This window comes from Pseudocitrobacter vendiensis (assembly GCF_943590815.1).
Classification (GTDB): domain Bacteria; phylum Pseudomonadota; class Gammaproteobacteria; order Enterobacterales; family Enterobacteriaceae; genus Pseudocitrobacter; species Pseudocitrobacter vendiensis.
The window spans coordinates 46,785-64,491 of the sequence record NZ_CALSBS010000002.1 but is presented as its reverse complement, the minus strand read 5'-3'; the positions used below and the strand labels follow the sequence as shown (position 1 = coordinate 64,491).

Genomic DNA, 17,707 nt, shown 5'->3' with positions numbered 1-17,707 from the left:
AGGGGTCAGAGCCGCTGTTTTTCAGCGATATGGTTCTGACAAGCGGTGATAAAGCCCTCAAACAATATACGCGAAAGCGCATACTCGCTACTGTTCCATTCCGGGTGCCACTGCACGCCCAGCGCGAAGGGGTGATTATTAACGCTCACCGCCTCCACCAGCCCATCCGGTGAACGGGCTTCGACGCGCAATCGCGGGCTCACAACTTTCGCCCCTTGCCCGTGCAGGGAGTTTACCCAAAAGTTGCTACAGTCAGGTAACAATGCGGACAATAATCCGCCCTCTTCAACCTGCACTTCGTGCGATGGCGCATACTGCTGTTCGACCGGCAACTCAGGATCTTCACGATGTTCCAGCAGTTCTGGCTGCTCGCACAGCTTGCGATGCAATGCCCCGCCGGTGGCCACCACCAGTTCCTGTAACCCACGGCAGATGGCGAAAATGGGGATGCGCCTTTCGAGTGCGGCATTAATTAACGCCATGCTCAGAAGATCACGCCCGGGATCGGCGTCAGGCTCATCGCCGTTTTCACCATATAGGTGCGGCTGCACATTGCTGGGGCTTCCTGGCAGATAAATGCCATCGAGTTTCGGCAGAAGTTCTGCGAGTAACTCAGGCTCCGCCAGCGCATGTGGCAGCGCAATCGGCAAACCGCCCGCGTGAATAATGGCATTCAGGTACTTTTCTTGCAGGGTCTGGGTCTCATGACCCTTAAGCCTGTTCCTGCACATCACGATACCGATAACCGGCTTGTACATTATATTTTCCATGATCGATCTCACAAAGTGGACTAAATTATCGCCATTACTGCGGTTAAAATGACCTTTCTGTTCAATATTTTTTCAATCTAGCAGTGGATTTTCTGTTTTGCAAACTTAATTTAACATTTGACAAACATTTAGTTTGCATACAAATTCGAAGAGTGGTCATTATATTTTACGCTTTCATAGCGAGCGGAAAACAAAACCAAAGGCGAAGAATCATGGAAACCAATATCGTTGAAGTAGAGAACTTTGTTCAGCAGTCAGAAGAGAGGCGGGGTAGCGCCTTTACGCAGGAAGTGAAACGCTACCTGGAGCGCTACCCGAATACGCAATATGTTGATGTACTGCTTACCGACCTGAATGGCTGCTTCCGCGGAAAACGCGTCCCGGTCTCCAGCCTGAAGAAGCTGGAGAAAGGGTGTTACTTCCCGGCCTCCGTCTTTGCGATGGATATTCTGGGTAACGTCGTAGAAGAAGCGGGCCTGGGTCAGGATATGGGCGAACCGGATCGTACCTGCGTGCCGGTACTCGGTTCCTTAACCCCTTCCGCCGCCGACCCGGAATATATCGGTCAGATGCTCCTGACCATGGTCGATGAAGATGGCGCTCCCTTTGACGTTGAGCCGCGGAACGTTCTCAACCGCCTGTGGCAGCAGCTACGCCAGCGCGGCTTGTTCCCGGTCGTAGCGGTAGAGCTGGAGTTCTATTTACTGGATCGCAAACGTGACGCCGAAGGCTACCTACAACCGCCCTGCGCTCCCGGCACCGATGACCGCAATACGCAAAGCCAGGTTTACTCCGTTGATAACCTCAACCATTTCGCCGACGTGCTCAATGATATTGATGAACTGGCACAGTTACAGCTGATCCCGGCAGATGGCGCGGTCGCCGAAGCCTCGCCGGGCCAGTTTGAGATCAACCTGTACCACACTGATAACGTGCTGGATGCCTGCGATGACGCATTAGCCCTGAAACGCCTGGTGCGTCTGATGGCGGAAAAGCATAAGATGCACGCCACTTTTATGGCGAAGCCGTATGAAGAGCACGCGGGCAGCGGGATGCACATCCATATCAGTATGCAAAATAACCGGGGTGAGAACGTGCTTTCTGACGCAGAAGGCGAAGATTCGCCGCTGCTGAAAAAGATGCTCGCCGGGATGATTGACCTGATGCCGTCATCAATGGCGTTGCTGGCGCCGAACGTGAACTCGTATCGCCGCTTCCAGCCGGGGATGTATGTGCCGACGCAGGCGTCGTGGGGCCATAACAACCGCACCGTCGCCCTGCGGATTCCATGCGGCGATCGTCATAACCACCGCGTGGAATACCGCGTGGCAGGAGCCGATGCCAACCCGTATCTGGTAATGGCGGCGATTTTTGCCGGTATTCTGCACGGCCTTGATAACGAGTTGCCGTTGCAGGAAGAAGTGGAAGGCAACGGGCTGGAACAGGAAGGATTACCCTTCCCGATTCGCCAGAGCGATGCGCTGTGGGAGTTTATGCAAAACGACGACCTGCGCCACTATTTGGGCGAGCGTTTCTGCCATGTGTACCACGCCTGTAAAAACGATGAACTGCTGCAGTTTGAAAGACTTATCACAGAAACCGAAATTGAGTGGATGTTGAAAAACGCGTAGTGGCCCCTTGCGGGGTATGTATCACCGGCCTGAGCGGAGCCTGGCCTGACATTTGCTGGTAATCCAGACATTTCCCGTATGTCGCGTTATGGAACGCAGGCGGCAACGGGCTTCCGTTAACGATACAGACTGTGACGAGGAAATGAGATGATGCCGATGATGAAATACCCGCATGGCGAGGGAGGCTGCGTTTGCGCCCTCCCCACGACCGAGTGTACTCCGCTCCCCTTGCTTCCCCTGCTAAACAGGTTTGATTTCAGGTCGACGCGACCGCAAACCCGATTACGCAGGGGAGGCTCGCAACATGGCCTTTAATTCCTCACTGGATATCGCCGCACAACCCGGCAAAACCAAACTGCGTAAGTCGCTGAAGCTGTGGCAGGTCGTCATGATGGGCCTCGCCTATCTCACGCCGATGACTGTGTTCGATACCTTTGGCATCGTTTCCGGCATCAGCGACGGCCACGTTCCGGCATCCTATTTGCTGGCGCTGGCGGGCGTGCTGTTTACCGCTGTCAGCTACGGCAAACTGGTTCGCCAGTTCCCGGAGGCGGGCTCGGCCTATACCTACGCGCAAAAGTCAATTAACCCGCACGTCGGATTTATGGTCGGCTGGTCATCGCTGCTGGATTATCTCTTTTTGCCGATGATCAACGTGCTGTTGGCGAAGATCTATCTCTCCGCCCTCTTCCCCGACGTGCCGCCGTGGGTGTGGGTGGTAACCTTCGTCGCCATTTTAACTGCCGCGAACCTGAAGAGCGTCAATCTGGTGGCTAACTTCAATACCCTGTTTGTGCTGGTGCAGATATCCATCATGTTGGTGTTTATCTTCCTGGTGGTTCAGGGGCTGCATAAAGGAGAAGGCGTTGGCACCGTCTGGTCGCTTCAGCCGTTTATCAGCGAGAACGCGCATCTGATCCCGATTATTACCGGGGCGACGATTGTCTGTTTCTCGTTCCTCGGTTTTGATGCGGTGACCACGCTTTCGGAAGAGACACCGGATGCCGCGCGTGTTATCCCGAAAGCCATCTTCCTGACGGCGGTGTACGGCGGCGTGATCTTTATCGCGGCGTCGTTCTTTATGCAGCTGTTCTTCCCGGATATCAGCCGCTTTAAAGATCCGGACGCCGCACTGCCGGAAATCGCACTGTACGTTGGCGGCAAGTTGTTCCAGTCGATTTTCCTCTGCACGACGTTTGTGAACACGTTAGCGTCTGGCCTGGCGTCACATGCCAGCGTGTCGCGTCTGCTGTATGTGATGGGGCGCGACAATGTGTTTCCGGAACGCGTGTTTGGCTATGTGCACCCGAAATGGCGGACTCCGGCACTGAATGTCATTATGGTCGGAATTGTCGCGTTGTCGGCGCTGTTCTTCGATTTAGTCACCGCCACGGCACTGATTAACTTCGGTGCGCTGGTCGCGTTTACCTTCGTCAATTTGTCGGTGTTCAACCACTTCTGGCGTCGCAAAGGAATGAATAAATGCTGGAAGGAACACTTCCACTATTTACTGATGCCGCTGGTTGGCGCGCTGACGGTGGGCGTGCTGTGGGTTAACCTCGAATCGACCTCGCTGACGCTGGGGCTGGTATGGGCAGCGCTGGGTGGCGCGTATCTGTGGTATCTGGTACGTCGTTATCGCAAAGTGCCGTTGTATGAGGGTGACAGAACGCCGGTGAGCGAGACGTAATTGTTGGATGGCGCTGCGCTTATCCAACCTACGACTCATCACCAATTGTAGGCCCGATAAGCGTAGCGCCATCGGGCAAAAAGCGGCGCATTACGCGCCGCTTTTAACCTGCTGATAATACGGCACACGCCGCGTGGTGCCGGTCAGGTTATCAAACACATCCACCTCTGCGGTGCTGATTTTCATCCCCGTTTTCCGCAGCTTCTGCACATCTGCCGCAATACGTTGAATACCAAACCAAAAAAGCCCATCCAGCGCGGTAACCTGCAAATCATTCTCCAGCGCCAGCTTTAAACGCTCGCGCGGCTGTTTAATCTGTTTGGCAATGTCCTGGTACGGCGAGGCGGTTGATAGCGAGCCATCCATTCGCCGGATACGGTTGGATAAGCGGTATTGGTATTCATCGGGAATGGTGTCGATGTTGGCTTTCAGGCTGTAAACACAGCCGAAACGTTTGCCGTTAAAGAGGACATTTTTTTGACTAAGCTGAAGTTCGTCACGCACGGCGGCGATCAGCTGTGGCGCGCGGATTAACAGCAGACGAAAGGGCAATTCGAAGCTGGTGACGTAGTCAACGTTCAGCAGCGCAATGCGTAAACGCTCCTGCGCGCCCGCGCCGGACTGACGGCACTCTTCAATCACTTCCGCCCACTGTTGAGCGAGCCTCGGCGACTCGCCCGCTTCGGTAAAGCTGTACTTTTCAATTTGGTAATCGATTCTTCCGGCCACAGCGCGTTCCTTCCTTTGCGATCAGCAGGTTACTTTAGCAAGTGTCCGGAAAAATCGACAGCGTCATGCGTTAAAAATCAGGCGTGAGACTGAGGCATTTCGATAATAATAAAATGGCTCTGTTCTTTAGCGGCACTGAATTTCAGGGTCGCCGGCCCGGTAATTTCCAGCGTATCTTTAAGACCTAATGTCGCGATACCTTTTACGTTCACTTCACCTTCAAAGTTATTGATATAGGCCTGGCGTCCGGCCTGCAGTTGATACTCAACTTCCGCCGTCGGGTTGGTCAGTTCGCTGACGTACATGTTCACATCCTGATTGAGCATCAGCGGCGCATCGTCATTTTTCAGGCTACCCACAATATGCAGGAGCTTATTTTCACGCTCTTCCGCCTGATATTTACGCTGGTTGTAACGCACCTCCAGCCCCTGTTTTGGCGGCAGGATCCAGATTTGCAGGAAGCGGCACCACTCGTCATGCTTGTTCAACTCTGAGTGCCAAACGCCGTTTCCGGCGGTAATCGCCTGCACATGCCCGCGCCCCAGCGTCTCTTCCGTTTGCGTTGCGCTGTCCCAGTGGGTCAGTTGACCATCAATCACATAGCTGACAATTTCCATATTTTGATGCGGGTGGCGACCAAAACCGTTGTGCGGTTTCACATTGTCATCATTCACCACACGCAATACGCCATAATTCATGTTGTCAGGATCGTAATAATTGGCAAAAGAAAAATGGAAGTACGTATCGGCCGGGTGATAATCACTTGCTGGCAGATAATGCAGGGATTCGCCTTTTTTTACGCGGTATTGGGTTGTCATTGTTTCTCTCCGGTGTTCATATAATGCGGACAGAGTAATTACCATTCCCCCCACGATAAATGGGGCTACACACAATTCACCGTTACGAAAAATGAAAGAATACGATTTCATCGCCCTGCGCAGTTTTGTCGCCGTGATCGAAACAGGCAGTTTTTATAACGCCGCCGTGCAACTGGAAACCAGCAGCGCCTCCATCAGCCGCCGCGTCTCTTCGCTGGAACAGAGTCTGGGCGTGCGTCTGCTCAACCGCACCACGCGACACCTGGAACTCACCACCGCCGGGGAGCAGTTTTACAAGGATGTGAAAGGGATCCTTGAATCGCTGGAACAGGCGGAAGAGCGGCTTAACTGCTTTCAGGAGACGCTGAGCGGCGTAATTCGTCTATCGGCGCCGTTAACCTTCGGGGTGAAAAAGCTGGCGCCGCTGCTGCCGGTGTTTATGGCGAAATATCCGCAAATTACCGTACAGTTACAACTGGAAGACCGACTGTCGGATCTGGTGGGAGAAGGCCTGGATTTGGCATTACGCATCAGTGCATTGAATGATTCGTCGCTGGTTTGCGCGCACCTGGCAGACCTTCCGCGGCTGTTTTGCGCCTCGCCGGCTTACCTTGCGCGAAAAGGCGTCCCGGCATCACCGGCTGACCTTGCCGGGCACAACTGTCTGCGCTACTCGTTGCTTTCCGCGCGAGATGAGTGGGGGATTACTGAAGGCAAAGAGCTGCCTGAAATGAATACTCCGCTTATCACCGATAACGGCGACGTGCTGCGGGAAGCGGCAATCCAGGGAATGGGAATTGCTATGCTACCGTGGTTTATCGTCGAAGATGCCCTGCATGCAGGCACGCTGGTGCCGGTAATGCAGGATCATGCGCCGTCTGCACTCCCCCTTTCGCTCATCCGCCCTACTCGCCACTATACCCCTGTGCGCGTCACCACGTTTATGGCGTGGCTGCGCGAAGTGTTGTGTACATCAATTGAGTGATACTATTCCGGCCAGACACCCGCGTAACCTTAACCAGAGGCTTTTTATGAACAACGATATCCCATTGAAGTATTACGATATTGCCGATGAATACGCGACGGAATGCGCAGAGCCGGTTGCCGAGTCTGAACGCACCCCGCTGGCGCACTATTTTCAACTGCTACTAACCCGCCTGATGAATAACGAAGAGATCAGCGAGGAGGCGCAGAAAGAGATGGCCGATGAAGCGGGCATTAAAAGCGCGCGCATTGATGAGATTGCGGAGTTCCTGAATCAATGGGGAAATGAGTAATTCCCTACCCGTGTTTATGATGCGGGAAATACCATGCCCATAGCGAATGTATGGGCACATCACAGCACAGCGATGTAAAAATTTAACACTTGTATAAAAATAAACCCATGTTGAGTTTATAAACCCATCCACCCGGCTCAAAACGCGCTGGGGTTGCGGGCGTGGATTGGCTTCTGGCTTACCGGGTGCATAAAGTGCAATTCGCTCGCATGGAGCATTAAACGGGATACCTTTTCCGTCCCCGGCAGCAGGCGTCCACCGTAGAGATCGCAGCCTAAAATGGGATACCCCACATGTTGGCAATGAATACGTAACTGATGGGTACGCCCGGTCTCCGGGGTGAGTTCGACGCGGGTCACGGGTAGCGCCGCGCCCTCTCCCGGCGTGTGATAAATACGCTCAAGCACCCGATATCGGGAACGTGCGGGCTTGCCCTCGCAGGCGTTGATCGACATCAGAGGAAACAGCGCGGGATCTTTGGCAATAGCCGCATCAATCACGCCTTCATCATCTTGCAAATGCCCGCAAAGCAGCGCCGTGTAAACCTTGCTCACTGTACGCTGGCTGAACTGCTGACACAGCGCCGCATTGATAGCTTTATTGCGCGCCACGAGCATTAATCCGGAAGTGCCGAAATCGAGACGATGGACCAGCGTACAACCCGGAAACTGCTGCACCAGACGGTAATGCACCGAATCTTTATTTTGCGGGTTTTTGCCTGAAAGACTGAGCAGACCGGAGGGTTTGTTGATCAGAAGCAGATGTTCATCCTGATAGAGAATCTCTACATCGTCATGGCATGGAGGAGCAATAAACGTGTCGATAAGGGTAGACATGACGCGGCCTGGCATGGAAGTGAGTGGAGATGATAGCGGAATTTCAGATGGGGAGCGAATGCCTGTGGCTGTTTGGGCTGGATGAAGTCACCACGAGCCCTGAAAGGGTGAACGGTGGACGATGTTTGTAGACTCTGTAAAAATGATTCACGCACACTTGCGCCATACTGATTAGCAAAGTCTATGTCACACCGCTTTAGCACTGAGGATATCAAGATGCCCGCCTTTCACCAACTCACTGCCACCAGTCTGCAGGGGCAGAACATTGCAATGTCCGACTACCTCGGTCAACTGGTACTGGTTGTGAATACCGCCAGCCATTGTGGCTTTACCCCACAATATGCAGGCCTTGAAACACTTTATAAGAAGTATGCCGCTCAGGGTTTCGTTGTGCTGGGTTTTCCCTGCAACCAGTTCGGCAAACAGGAACCCGGCAATGCCGATGATATCGCGCAGACCTGTCACATTAATTACGGCGTAAGCTTCCCGATGTTCGAGAAAGTGGACGTCAACGGCAGCACTGCACATCCGATATTCCGTTATCTGAGAGCTGAATTACCCGGCTTTTTCGGCGGACGAATCAAGTGGAACTTCACGAAGTTCCTGATAGGGCGCGATGGCAAGCCAATCAAGCGTTTTGCGCCCTTCACCACGCCAGAAAAAATGGAGGATGCAATCGCTGCTGCGCTTAAGATATAAGGGTTTATCTTGCGTTGTATTCGTCGTGTCAGAACGCCTGGTTAAACTCAGGTATTCATGCCATAAGCAGATCACAAAAGGAATTATAAAATGACTGTGGAATATTATTTCGGGCACTGTTTCTCAGTTTTTTAGGTTTCAGTCATCTTATTTACAGCATACTAAAGGATTTACATGATGGATTGATTTTCCCTGCATAGCTACCCTATATGCCCTCTATAGCCACTTATTTAGCGATCAGAACTGTTGCTTACCCCAAATCCATTGGTGCTCGTGGTTATAGGCATTACAACGCACCAGCATAATTATATCGACATATCGTATTAATCCCGCGCTGATGACTTTTAATCCCCGTATGCAGGTGCAACGCTTTCGCCTCATGCACCCAGAAACTGCCACCAGCCTGCGCCTGTGGATGGAAGAGACGAGCCAGCGGATACCTTTCGCTCAGCTGACCGTGACTCAAGCCAAACCATTTTCTTGAAACCTCGCGGAATTCGCGCGTCGTTAACAAGCCCCCCCCCATTCGCTGACAGCGTTCGCGGGCGGTAGCGAAATTATTATCAACCGTGCCCTCACCGATAAGCCAGGTATTCACAATGAAAGGATAGTGCTGCGTATTGCCCGTTTTACGGTTGCGCAGCGTCAACGTATTGGCAAGTTCATGTTCCTGTGGCTGCCGTTTCATCACCAGCGTCACGCGCCCTTCCTGATGCGGTCGAATATCGAGCCAGTCATGGGCAACGCTAAAGACGACATCATTCAGATTGAGCGCTTCGTGATTGCTGCTCATAGTGACCGTGGCCCCGGTAAACCCGGCGCTTAGAATAGTGGCGGTGCGAAAACCGGAATTGGTGGGTGAGTGAAAGCTTATGCGCTTGAAATAGTCGTTTTTTTCAGTCGCACTCACAGACGGTAAAAAGATGAACGGTAATACACAAAAACACCAGGCGGGCGGCTTCATAGGCTTCCTTTCATATCATCGCGATACCTGAAGGCAGCATAGCGTTACCTGTTACGGCATAAAGCATTTTTACCTAATTTGAAAATACAATTGAGTTCTTCACTTCCGGGAATAGGTCAGCAGACATCACCGCGTCCTCCTGCGTGATCTCCCTCACACAACCAAACATCGCCTATTCCCCTGTAAACCCTGCGTGTTAACATTCACCTTGTAAATACCTTTCAACTCATACCGAGGCTTTGATGCTGGAGAATGTAATCATCTGATAATCAGTCACTCGACCTTTTCAGGCCGGGCTGATTATCAATGCGCCGAAATCGAATGCGGACACCGCTGTGTGTTTGCACGTTTTGCACATGATGATTAACAGGTTCACCAGTATGAATTTATCCCGTCAGGAACAACGTACCTTACACGTTCTCGCCAAAGGTGGCCGAATTGCGCACGTTCGCGATTCCTCTGGCCGCGTAACTTCCGTCGAATGCTATAGCCGCGAAGGGCTTTTGCTCAGCGACTGTACCCTCGCTGTCTTCAAAAAACTTAAAACCAAAAAGCTGATTAAGTCCGTCAACGGGCAACCATACCGTATCAACACCACCGGGTTGCAGAACGTCCGCGCCCAACTGGACAACCGCTAAGCAAGGAGCAAGTCTATGGATATCCCACGTATTTTTACGATTAGCGAAAGCGCGCACCGCATTCACAATCCCTTCACTCCGGAAAAATATGCCACGCTGGGCAGAGTGATCGGGCTGATGCCCGAGATGCAAATCCTCGACCTTGGAAGCGGGTCGGGAGAAATGCTCTGTACCTGGGCACGCGATCATCACATTACCGGTCTTGGAATCGATTTAAGCCCATTGTTTACTCAACAGGCTAAATCACGTGCACTTGAGCTGGGGGTAAGCGACCGTGTTACGTTCATTCACAACAATGCTGCGGGTTTCGTTGCGGATAGAAAATGCGATGTTACCGCCTGTATCGGCGCAACCTGGATAGCCGGGGGTGTAGAAGGTACCCTGAATCTTCTGCGCCAGAGCCTCAAACCCGGCGGGATGATGCTGGTTGGCGAGCCCTACTGGCGTCGCCTGCCAGAATCACCAGAGGTAGTGACAGAGTGCGGTCTCTCCGCGCTGGCGGAGTTAAGAATGCTGCCGGAGCTGGTCAGTCTGTTTGCTGAACAGGGATACGATGTGGTGGAAATGGTGCTGGCCGATCAAGAAGGCTGGGATCGCTATGAAGCCGCAAAATGGCTCACGTTACGCCGATGGCTGACGGAAAATCCCGACGATGACTTTGCCCCCGAGGCGCGGGCAGAGTTATTAGCGGCCCCCCTACGCCACGTCAGCCGTACACGTGAATACATCGGCTGGGGTGTATTTGCCCTGATGCCGAGATAATTTCCCTCCCCCAATAGCCGGGTAACTCTGTTACCCGGCACCACATACCCACACAAATAAGATGTTTAATTTTTGCTCAATTTGATCACAAAAATGAAACAAATCGCCCTTCCTGTGCACATTTTATAAAAATGTAGATATTTTTTACTTATGGCTACGAAATGAGCATCACGCACTCTCCCTGAAACCTCAAGAGGATCGCTTCTGATGAATGCACTGACCGCCGTACAAAATAACGCTGTCGATTCAGGCCAGGACTATAGCGGATTCACTCTCATCCCGTCGGCGCAATCCCCGCGTCTGCTGGAACTCACCTTCACCGAACAGACGACCAAACAGTTTCTCGAGCAGGTTGCCGAATGGCCCGTGCAGGCGCTGGAGTACAAATCGTTTCTGCGTTTTCGGGTAGGCAAAATTCTTGATGATTTGTGTGCGAATCAGCTGCAACCGTTGCTGTTGAAGACGCTGCTAAACCGTGCTGAAGGTGCGCTGTTAATTAATGCGGTAGGTGTCGATGATGTCGCGCAGGCAGATGAGATGGTGAAGCTGGCAACGGCGGTGGCGCATCTGATTGGTCGTTCCAATTTCGACGCCATGAGCGGTCAGTATTACGCGCGTTTTGTGGTGAAAAATGTCGATAACTCAGATAGCTATCTGCGTCAGCCGCATCGTGTGATGGAGCTGCACAACGACGGCACCTACGTCGAAGAGATCACTGATTACGTGCTGATGATGAAAATCGACGAGCAAAACATGCAGGGCGGAAATTCGCTGCTGCTGCATCTCGATGACTGGGAACATCTGGAGCACTATTTCCGTCACCCGCTGGCGCGCCGTCCGATGCGCTTTGCTGCGCCGCCGAGTAAAAACGTCAGCAAAGATGTTTTCCATCCGGTGTTCGACGTCGACCAGCAGGGCCGCCCGGTGATGCGCTATATCGACCAGTTCGTCCAGCCGAAGGATTTCGAGGAAGGCGTGTGGTTGAGCGAGCTTTCAGACGCCATTGAAACCAGCAAAGGCATTTTGTCTGTACCCGTTCCCGTTGGCAAATTCCTGTTGATAAACAATCTGTTCTGGCTTCATGGGCGCGACCGCTTTACTCCGCATCCGGATCTGCGTCGTGAACTTATGCGCCAGCGCGGCTATTTCGCTTACGCCACTCACCACTACCAGACGCATCAGTAAGCGCAAAGGAATCGAGCGGATGTATGATTTTGTGATTATTGGCGGCGGCATCATTGGCATGTCGACCGCCATGCAACTGATTGATGTCTATCCGGATGCACGCATTGCGTTGCTGGAAAAAGAGTCCGGCCCGGCCTGTCACCAGACGGGCCACAACAGCGGCGTGATCCATGCCGGGGTCTATTACACGCCCGGCAGTTTGAAGGCGCAGTTTTGCCTGGCGGGAAACCGCGCCACTAAAGCCTTTTGCGATCAAAACGGCATTCGCTACGACAACTGCGGCAAGATGCTGGTCGCCACGTCTGAACTCGAAATGGAACGGATGCGCGCTTTATGGGAACGCACAGCGGCGAACGGTATTGAGCGCGAGTGGTTAAACGCCGAGGAGCTACGCGAACGCGAACCGAATATCACCGGGCTTGGCGGTATTTTTGTGCCGTCCAGCGGTATTGTCAGCTACCGCGAAGTGACAGCGGCAATGGCAAAAATCTTCCAGGCCAGAGGCGGTGAGATTATTTATAACGCCGAAGTCAGCGCCCTCAGTGAGCATAAAAACGGCGTGGTGATAGGGACCCGTCAGGGAGGCGAGTATGAGGCATCGACGCTGATTAGCTGTTCCGGGCTGATGGCTGACCGGCTGGTGAAAATGCTCGGCCTCGAACCGGGCTTTATCATTTGCCCGTTCCGCGGTGAATATTTCCGCCTTGCCCCGGCGCATAACCAGATTGTTAACCACCTGATTTACCCCATCCCCGACCCGGCAATGCCGTTTTTGGGCGTTCATCTCACTCGTATGATCGACGGCAGCGTGACCGTCGGGCCAAACGCGGTGCTGGCGTTCAAACGCGAAGGCTATCGCAAGCGCGACTTCTCATTTAGCGACACGCTGGAGATTTTGGGCTCGTCGGGGATTCGCCGGGTGCTGCAAAACCATCTACGCTCAGGACTGGGCGAGATGAAAAACTCGCTGTGCAAAAGCGGCTATCTGCGGCTGGTGCAAAAGTATTGTCCCGGGCTTTCGTTAAGCGATCTCCAGCCCTGGCCCGCCGGTGTGCGTGCGCAGGCAGTATCGCCGGACGGCAAGCTGATTGACGATTTTCTGTTTGTCACCACCCCGCGCACGATCCACACCTGCAATGCGCCCTCCCCGGCAGCGACATCAGCAATTCCTATTGGTGCGCATATTGTCAGCAAGGTACAAACGCTGTTGGCAAGCCAGAGTAACCCCGGACGCACGCTGCGAGCGGCACGTAGTGTGGATGCCTTACACGCCGCCTTTAATCAATAACCTTTGAAAACAGGATGTAGCGATGAAACTGAACGACAGTAACTTATTCCGCCAGCAGGCGTTAATTAACGGGGAGTGGCTGGACGCCAACAATGGCGAAGTCATCGAGGTCACTAATCCGGCAAACGGCGACAAGCTGGGTAGCGTACCCAAAATGGGCGCAGATGAAACCCGCGCCGCTATCGACGCCGCCAACCGCGCCCTGCCCGCCTGGCGTGCCCTTACCGCCAAAGAACGCGCCAACATTCTGCGTAACTGGTTCAATTTGATGATGGAGCATCAGGACGATTTAGCGCGCCTGATGACCCTCGAACAGGGAAAACCGCTGGCGGAGGCGAAAGGCGAAATCAGCTACGCCGCCTCATTTATTGAGTGGTTTGCCGAAGAAGGCAAGCGTATTTATGGCGACACCATTCCCGGTCATCAGGCCGATAAACGCCTGATTGTTATCAAGCAGCCGATTGGCGTTACCGCCGCTATCACGCCGTGGAACTTCCCGGCGGCGATGATTACCCGCAAAGCCGGTCCGGCGTTGGCGGCAGGCTGCACGATGGTGCTGAAGCCCGCCAGTCAGACGCCGTTCTCTGCGCTGGCGCTGGCAGAGCTGGCGATTCGCGCGGGCATTCCGGCTGGCGTATTTAACGTGGTGACCGGTTCGGCGGGCGCGGTCGGTAACGAACTGACCAGCAACCCGCTGGTGCGCAAGCTGTCGTTTACCGGCTCGACCGAAATTGGCCGTCAGTTAATGGAACAGTGCGCGAAAGACATCAAAAAAGTGTCGCTGGAGCTGGGCGGCAACGCACCGTTTATCGTCTTTGACGATGCCGATCTCGATAAAGCCGTGGAAGGTGCGCTGGCCTCGAAATTCCGTAACGCCGGGCAAACCTGCGTCTGCGCCAACCGCCTGTATGTACAGGACGGCGTGTATGACCGCTTTGCTGAAAAATTGCAGCAGGCGGTGAGCAAACTGCACATCGGTGATGGGCTGGAAAAAGGCGTCACCATTGGGCCACTGATCGATGAAAAAGCGGTAGCAAAAGTGGAAGAGCATATCGCCGATGCGCTGGAGAAAGGCGCGCGCGTGGTTTGCGGCGGTAAAGCGCATGAACGCGGCGGCAACTTCTTCCAGCCAACCATTCTGGTGGATGTTCCGGCCAACGCCAAAGTGTCGAAAGAAGAGACGTTCGGCCCCCTCGCCCCGCTGTTCCGTTTTAAAGATGAAGCCGATGTGATTGCGCAGGCCAATGACACCGAGTTTGGCCTTGCCGCCTATTTCTACGCCCGTGATTTAAGCCGCGTCTTCCGCGTGGGCGAGGCGCTGGAATACGGCATCGTCGGTATCAATACCGGCATTATTTCCAATGAAGTGGCCCCGTTCGGCGGCATAAAAGCCTCGGGTCTGGGTCGTGAAGGTTCGAAGTATGGCATCGAAGATTATTTAGAAATCAAATACATGTGCATCGGTCTTTAACTGGAGAACGCGAATGAGCAGCAATAAAGAGTTAATGCAGCGCCGCAGTCAGGCGATTCCCCGTGGCGTTGGGCAAATTCACCCCATTTTCGCTGATCGCGCAGAAAACTGCCGGGTGTGGGACGTTGAAGGCCGTGAGTATCTTGATTTCGCGGGCGGGATTGCGGTGCTCAATACCGGGCACCTGCATCCGAAAGTGGTGGCGGCAGTGGAAGCGCAGTTGAAAAAACTGTCGCACACTTGCTTCCAGGTGCTGGCTTATGAGCCATATCTGGCGCTGTGCGAAATAATGAATCAGAAGGTATCGGGCGATTTCGCCAAAAAAACGCTGCTGGTGACGACTGGTTCCGAAGCGGTGGAAAACGCGGTGAAAATCGCCCGCGCCGCCACCAAACGTAGCGGCACCATCGCCTTTAGCGGCGCGTATCACGGGCGCACGCACTATACGCTGGCGCTGACTGGCAAGGTGAATCCGTACTCTGCTGGGATGGGCCTGATGCCGGGCCATGTTTATCGCGCGCTTTATCCTTGCCCGCTCCACGGGATCAGTGAAAATGACGCTATCGCAAGTATTCACCGAATTTTTAAAAATGACGCTGCGCCGGAAGATATCGCCGCCATCGTGATTGAGCCGGTTCAGGGCGAAGGCGGTTTCTACGCCGCGACGCCAGCCTTTATGCAGCGTTTACGTGCGCTGTGTGACGAGCACGGGATCATGTTGATTGCCGATGAAGTGCAAAGCGGCGCGGGACGTACCGGCACGCTGTTTGCGATGGAGCAAATGGGCGTCGCGCCGGATCTCACCACCTTTGCGAAATCGATCGCAGGCGGCTTCCCGCTGGCGGGCGTCACCGGGCGCGCCGAAGTGATGGATGCCGTCGCTCCAGGCGGTCTGGGCGGTACCTATGCGGGTAACCCGATTGCCTGCGTCGCGGCGCTGGAAGTGTTGAAGGTGTTTGAACAGGAAAATCTGCTGCAAAAAGCCAACGACCTGGGGCAAAAGCTGAAAGACGGATTATTGGCGATCGCCGAAAAACATACCGAGATCGGCGACGTTCGCGGGCTGGGGGCGATGATTGCTATCGAGCTGTTTGAAGATGGCGATCACAGCAAACCGGACGCCAAACTCACCGCCGACATCGTGGCGCGCGCCCGCGATAAGGGCCTGATTCTTCTCTCCTGCGGCCCGTATTACAACGTGCTGCGCATCCTTGTCCCGCTCACCATTGAAGATGCTCAGATCCGTCAGGGTCTGGAAATTATCAGCCAGTGTTTTGATGAGGCGAAGCAGTAGCACCGCACCATGCCGGAGGCGACGCTTTGCGTCTTGTCCGGCCTACGAGAACCCAGGTCGGATAAGGCGTTTACGCCGCATCCGACAATCTGTACGTGAACAGGAATAAATCTATGTCGGCCGGATAAGGCGGAGCCGCTCTCCGGTAAAAAGAACCAATAACAATTAAACGCGTGACCCGACGCGGGAAATGTCGGGCCGCTCTCCCAAGTGTCACACTTTCGAGAGGATTCAGGATGGGGCAATCATCGCAACCACATGAGTTAGGCGGCGGGCTGAAATCACGCCACGTCACCATGTTGTCTATTGCCGGTGTTATCGGCGCAAGTTTGTTTGTCGGTTCCAGCGTCGCCATCGCCGAAGCGGGCCCGGCGGTATTACTGGCCTATCTGTTCGCCGGATTACTGGTGGTTATGATTATGCGGATGTTGGCGGAAATGGCGGTTGCTACACCCGACACGGGTTCGTTTTCCACCTATGCCGATAAAGCCATTGGCCGCTGGGCGGGCTATACCATCGGCTGGTTGTACTGGTGGTTTTGGGTACTGGTTATCCCGCTGGAAGCCAACATCGCCGCCATGATCCTGCACTCGTGGGTTCCAGGCATTCCTATCTGGTTGTTTTCCCTCGTCATTACCCTCGCCTTAACCGGCAGTAATTTATTAAGCGTTAAAAACTACGGCGAATTTGAATTCTGGCTGGCGCTGTGCAAAGTCATTGCCATTCTGGCGTTTATATTCCTTGGCGCTGTAGCGATTAGCGGTTTTTACCCGTATGCCGACGTAAGCGGTATTTCAAGATTATGGGATAGCGGCGGCTTTATGCCCAACGGCTTCGGCGCAGTATTAAGCGCGATGCTGATCACCATGTTCTCATTTATGGGCGCAGAAATTGTCACCATCGCCGCAGCGGAATCCGACACCCCGGAAAAACACATTGTCCGCGCCACCAACTCGGTTATCTGGCGTATCTCTATTTTCTATTTGTGTTCTATTTTTGTCGTCGTGGCATTAATTCCGTGGAATATGCCGGGGCTGAAAGCCGTGGGTTCTTATCGCTCGGTTCTGGAATTGCTCAATATTCCTCATGCGAAATTAATCATGGACTGCGTGATATTACTTTCCGTAACCAGTTGCCTGAACTCGGCGCTGTATACCGCGTCAAGGATGCTCTACTCCTTAAGCCGTCGCGGTGATGCACCCGCGGTAATGGGCAAAATTAACCGCAGTAAAACCCCGTATGTGGCGGTATTACTCTCGACCGGTGCGGCGTTTTTAACGGTGGTGGTTAACTATTACGCACCGGCGAAAGTGTTTAAATTTTTGATCGACAGCTCCGGCGCTATCGCCCTGCTGGTTTATTTAGTCATCGCCGTTTCACAGTTACGGATGCGCAAAATCCTGCGAGCAGAAGGAAGCGAAATTCGCCTGCGAATGTGGCTTTACCCGTGGCTCACGTGGCTGGTCATTGGCTTTATTACCTTTGTGTTGGTAGTGATGCTATTCCGCCCGGCGCAACAGTTAGAAGTGATCTCCACCGGTTTATTAGCGATAGGGATAATCTGTACCGTGCCGATTATGGCGCGCTGGAAAAAACTGGTATTGTGGCAAAAAACGCCACTACACAATACCCGATAGATTGTTATCCCGGCGCAA

Annotated in this window: 18 protein-coding genes; 13 read left to right on the top strand and 5 right to left on the bottom strand. The window is 53.6% G+C overall.

The window, feature by feature from the left end:
* Window positions 1-5: 5 nt before the first annotated feature.
* Window positions 6-770, bottom strand: a complete 765-nt coding sequence (puuD, locus tag NMC31_RS02625) for a gamma-glutamyl-gamma-aminobutyrate hydrolase (protein WP_088542051.1) — start codon at window positions 768-770, stop codon at window positions 6-8.
* Between the two features lie 212 nt (window positions 771-982).
* Between puuD and puuA the strand changes: the two genes are divergently transcribed.
* The 3 genes from puuA to puuP all read left to right on the top strand — a co-directional run bounded on the left by puuA (window position 983) and on the right by puuP (window position 4,091).
* Window positions 983-2,401, top strand: a complete 1,419-nt coding sequence (puuA, locus tag NMC31_RS02620) for a glutamate-putrescine ligase (RefSeq protein WP_088542052.1) — start codon at window positions 983-985, stop codon at window positions 2,399-2,401.
* Window positions 2,402-2,551: 150 nt separating this feature from the next.
* On the top strand, window positions 2,552-2,716 hold the full coding sequence (locus NMC31_RS02615; protein ID WP_253897114.1) for a YmjE family protein: 165 nt from the start codon (window positions 2,552-2,554) through the stop codon (window positions 2,714-2,716).
* Complete coding sequence (puuP, locus tag NMC31_RS02610; protein ID WP_253896866.1) at window positions 2,706-4,091, top strand: putrescine/proton symporter PuuP; 1,386 nt, start codon at window positions 2,706-2,708, stop codon at window positions 4,089-4,091. The genes NMC31_RS02615 and puuP overlap by 11 nt, the downstream gene beginning before the upstream one ends.
* Window positions 4,092-4,181: 90 nt before the next feature.
* On the opposite strand, the gene NMC31_RS02605 is transcribed toward puuP, so the two are convergent.
* Window positions 4,182-4,820: an ECs1377 family protein gene (locus tag NMC31_RS02605; RefSeq protein ID WP_253896865.1), complete on the bottom strand. Its 639-nt coding sequence runs from the start codon at window positions 4,818-4,820 to the stop codon at window positions 4,182-4,184.
* Window positions 4,821-4,897: 77 nt separating this feature from the next.
* Entirely contained in the window at window positions 4,898-5,638 is a 741-nt protein-coding gene (locus tag NMC31_RS02600) for a pirin family protein (RefSeq protein ID WP_253896864.1), read from the bottom strand.
* Window positions 5,639-5,729: 91 nt separating this feature from the next.
* Here NMC31_RS02600 and NMC31_RS02595 point away from each other — a divergent pair, with 91 nt between their 5' ends.
* Together NMC31_RS02595 and NMC31_RS02590 are read left to right on the top strand one after the other, a co-directional pair.
* A complete protein-coding gene (locus NMC31_RS02595) occupies window positions 5,730-6,623 on the top strand; it encodes a LysR family transcriptional regulator (RefSeq protein WP_253896863.1) in 894 nt (297 codons plus the stop codon).
* A 46-nt stretch (window positions 6,624-6,669) separates the two neighbouring features.
* Window positions 6,670-6,915, top strand: a complete 246-nt coding sequence (locus NMC31_RS02590) for a YmjA family protein (RefSeq protein WP_149461614.1) — start codon at window positions 6,670-6,672, stop codon at window positions 6,913-6,915.
* A 137-nt stretch (window positions 6,916-7,052) separates the two neighbouring features.
* On the opposite strand, the gene NMC31_RS02585 is transcribed toward NMC31_RS02590, so the two are convergent.
* Window positions 7,053-7,751, bottom strand: a complete 699-nt coding sequence (locus NMC31_RS02585) for an RluA family pseudouridine synthase (RefSeq protein ID WP_253896862.1) — start codon at window positions 7,749-7,751, stop codon at window positions 7,053-7,055.
* A 216-nt stretch (window positions 7,752-7,967) separates the two neighbouring features.
* Here NMC31_RS02585 and NMC31_RS02580 point away from each other — a divergent pair, with 216 nt between their 5' ends.
* On the top strand, window positions 7,968-8,450 hold the full coding sequence (locus tag NMC31_RS02580; RefSeq protein WP_253896861.1) for a glutathione peroxidase: 483 nt from the start codon (window positions 7,968-7,970) through the stop codon (window positions 8,448-8,450).
* 286 nt (window positions 8,451-8,736) lie between these two features.
* Here NMC31_RS02580 and NMC31_RS02575 read toward each other — a convergent pair whose 3' ends face one another.
* Window positions 8,737-9,414 carry a hypothetical protein gene (locus NMC31_RS02575; RefSeq protein WP_253896860.1) on the bottom strand — a complete coding sequence of 226 codons (678 nt, stop codon included), beginning with the start codon at window positions 9,412-9,414 and terminating at the stop codon, window positions 8,737-8,739.
* A 380-nt stretch (window positions 9,415-9,794) separates the two neighbouring features.
* On the opposite strand from NMC31_RS02575, the gene NMC31_RS02570 reads away from it, so the two are divergent.
* The 7 genes from NMC31_RS02570 to gabP all read left to right on the top strand — a co-directional run bounded on the left by NMC31_RS02570 (window position 9,795) and on the right by gabP (window position 17,689).
* Window positions 9,795-10,052 carry a YjhX family toxin gene (locus NMC31_RS02570; RefSeq protein ID WP_015964995.1) on the top strand — a complete coding sequence of 86 codons (258 nt, stop codon included), beginning with the start codon at window positions 9,795-9,797 and terminating at the stop codon, window positions 10,050-10,052.
* Between the two features lie 15 nt (window positions 10,053-10,067).
* A complete protein-coding gene (locus NMC31_RS02565; protein ID WP_253896859.1) occupies window positions 10,068-10,814 on the top strand; it encodes an SAM-dependent methyltransferase in 747 nt (248 codons plus the stop codon).
* Window positions 10,815-11,021: 207 nt separating this feature from the next.
* Window positions 11,022-11,999, top strand: a complete 978-nt coding sequence (gene glaH / locus NMC31_RS02560; protein WP_000993113.1) for a glutarate dioxygenase GlaH — start codon at window positions 11,022-11,024, stop codon at window positions 11,997-11,999.
* Window positions 12,000-12,018: 19 nt separating this feature from the next.
* A complete protein-coding gene (gene lhgO / locus NMC31_RS02555; RefSeq protein WP_000271975.1) occupies window positions 12,019-13,287 on the top strand; it encodes an L-2-hydroxyglutarate oxidase in 1,269 nt (422 codons plus the stop codon).
* Between the two features lie 22 nt (window positions 13,288-13,309).
* Window positions 13,310-14,758, top strand: coding sequence for an NADP-dependent succinate-semialdehyde dehydrogenase (gene gabD / locus NMC31_RS02550; RefSeq protein WP_000772890.1), 1,449 nt, complete (start codon window positions 13,310-13,312; stop codon window positions 14,756-14,758).
* Window positions 14,759-14,771: 13 nt separating this feature from the next.
* Window positions 14,772-16,052, top strand: a complete 1,281-nt coding sequence (gene gabT, locus NMC31_RS02545) for a 4-aminobutyrate--2-oxoglutarate transaminase (protein WP_253896858.1) — start codon at window positions 14,772-14,774, stop codon at window positions 16,050-16,052.
* Window positions 16,053-16,288: 236 nt separating this feature from the next.
* Window positions 16,289-17,689, top strand: a complete 1,401-nt coding sequence (gene gabP, locus NMC31_RS02540; RefSeq protein ID WP_253896857.1) for a GABA permease — start codon at window positions 16,289-16,291, stop codon at window positions 17,687-17,689.
* The last annotated feature ends 18 nt before the right edge of the window (window positions 17,690-17,707 follow it).

Coding starts and splice junctions, on each gene's coding strand:
- NMC31_RS02615 (WP_253897114.1), top strand. CDS start 2,552: ATGCCGATGATGAAATACCCGCATGGCGAGGGAGGCTGCGTTTGCGCC.
- NMC31_RS02570 (WP_015964995.1), top strand. CDS start 9,795: ATGAATTTATCCCGTCAGGAACAACGTACCTTACACGTTCTCGCCAAA.
- gabT (WP_253896858.1), top strand. CDS start 14,772: ATGAGCAGCAATAAAGAGTTAATGCAGCGCCGCAGTCAGGCGATTCCC.
- gabD (WP_000772890.1), top strand. CDS start 13,310: ATGAAACTGAACGACAGTAACTTATTCCGCCAGCAGGCGTTAATTAAC.
- NMC31_RS02575 (WP_253896860.1), bottom strand. CDS start 9,414: ATGAAGCCGCCCGCCTGGTGTTTTTGTGTATTACCGTTCATCTTTTTA.
- gabP (WP_253896857.1), top strand. CDS start 16,289: ATGGGGCAATCATCGCAACCACATGAGTTAGGCGGCGGGCTGAAATCA.
- NMC31_RS02580 (WP_253896861.1), top strand. CDS start 7,968: ATGCCCGCCTTTCACCAACTCACTGCCACCAGTCTGCAGGGGCAGAAC.
- NMC31_RS02595 (WP_253896863.1), top strand. CDS start 5,730: ATGAAAGAATACGATTTCATCGCCCTGCGCAGTTTTGTCGCCGTGATC.
- puuD (WP_088542051.1), bottom strand. CDS start 770: ATGGAAAATATAATGTACAAGCCGGTTATCGGTATCGTGATGTGCAGG.
- NMC31_RS02590 (WP_149461614.1), top strand. CDS start 6,670: ATGAACAACGATATCCCATTGAAGTATTACGATATTGCCGATGAATAC.
- lhgO (WP_000271975.1), top strand. CDS start 12,019: ATGTATGATTTTGTGATTATTGGCGGCGGCATCATTGGCATGTCGACC.
- puuA (WP_088542052.1), top strand. CDS start 983: ATGGAAACCAATATCGTTGAAGTAGAGAACTTTGTTCAGCAGTCAGAA.
- puuP (WP_253896866.1), top strand. CDS start 2,706: ATGGCCTTTAATTCCTCACTGGATATCGCCGCACAACCCGGCAAAACC.
- glaH (WP_000993113.1), top strand. CDS start 11,022: ATGAATGCACTGACCGCCGTACAAAATAACGCTGTCGATTCAGGCCAG.
- NMC31_RS02565 (WP_253896859.1), top strand. CDS start 10,068: ATGGATATCCCACGTATTTTTACGATTAGCGAAAGCGCGCACCGCATT.
- NMC31_RS02585 (WP_253896862.1), bottom strand. CDS start 7,751: ATGTCTACCCTTATCGACACGTTTATTGCTCCTCCATGCCATGACGAT.
- NMC31_RS02600 (WP_253896864.1), bottom strand. CDS start 5,638: ATGACAACCCAATACCGCGTAAAAAAAGGCGAATCCCTGCATTATCTG.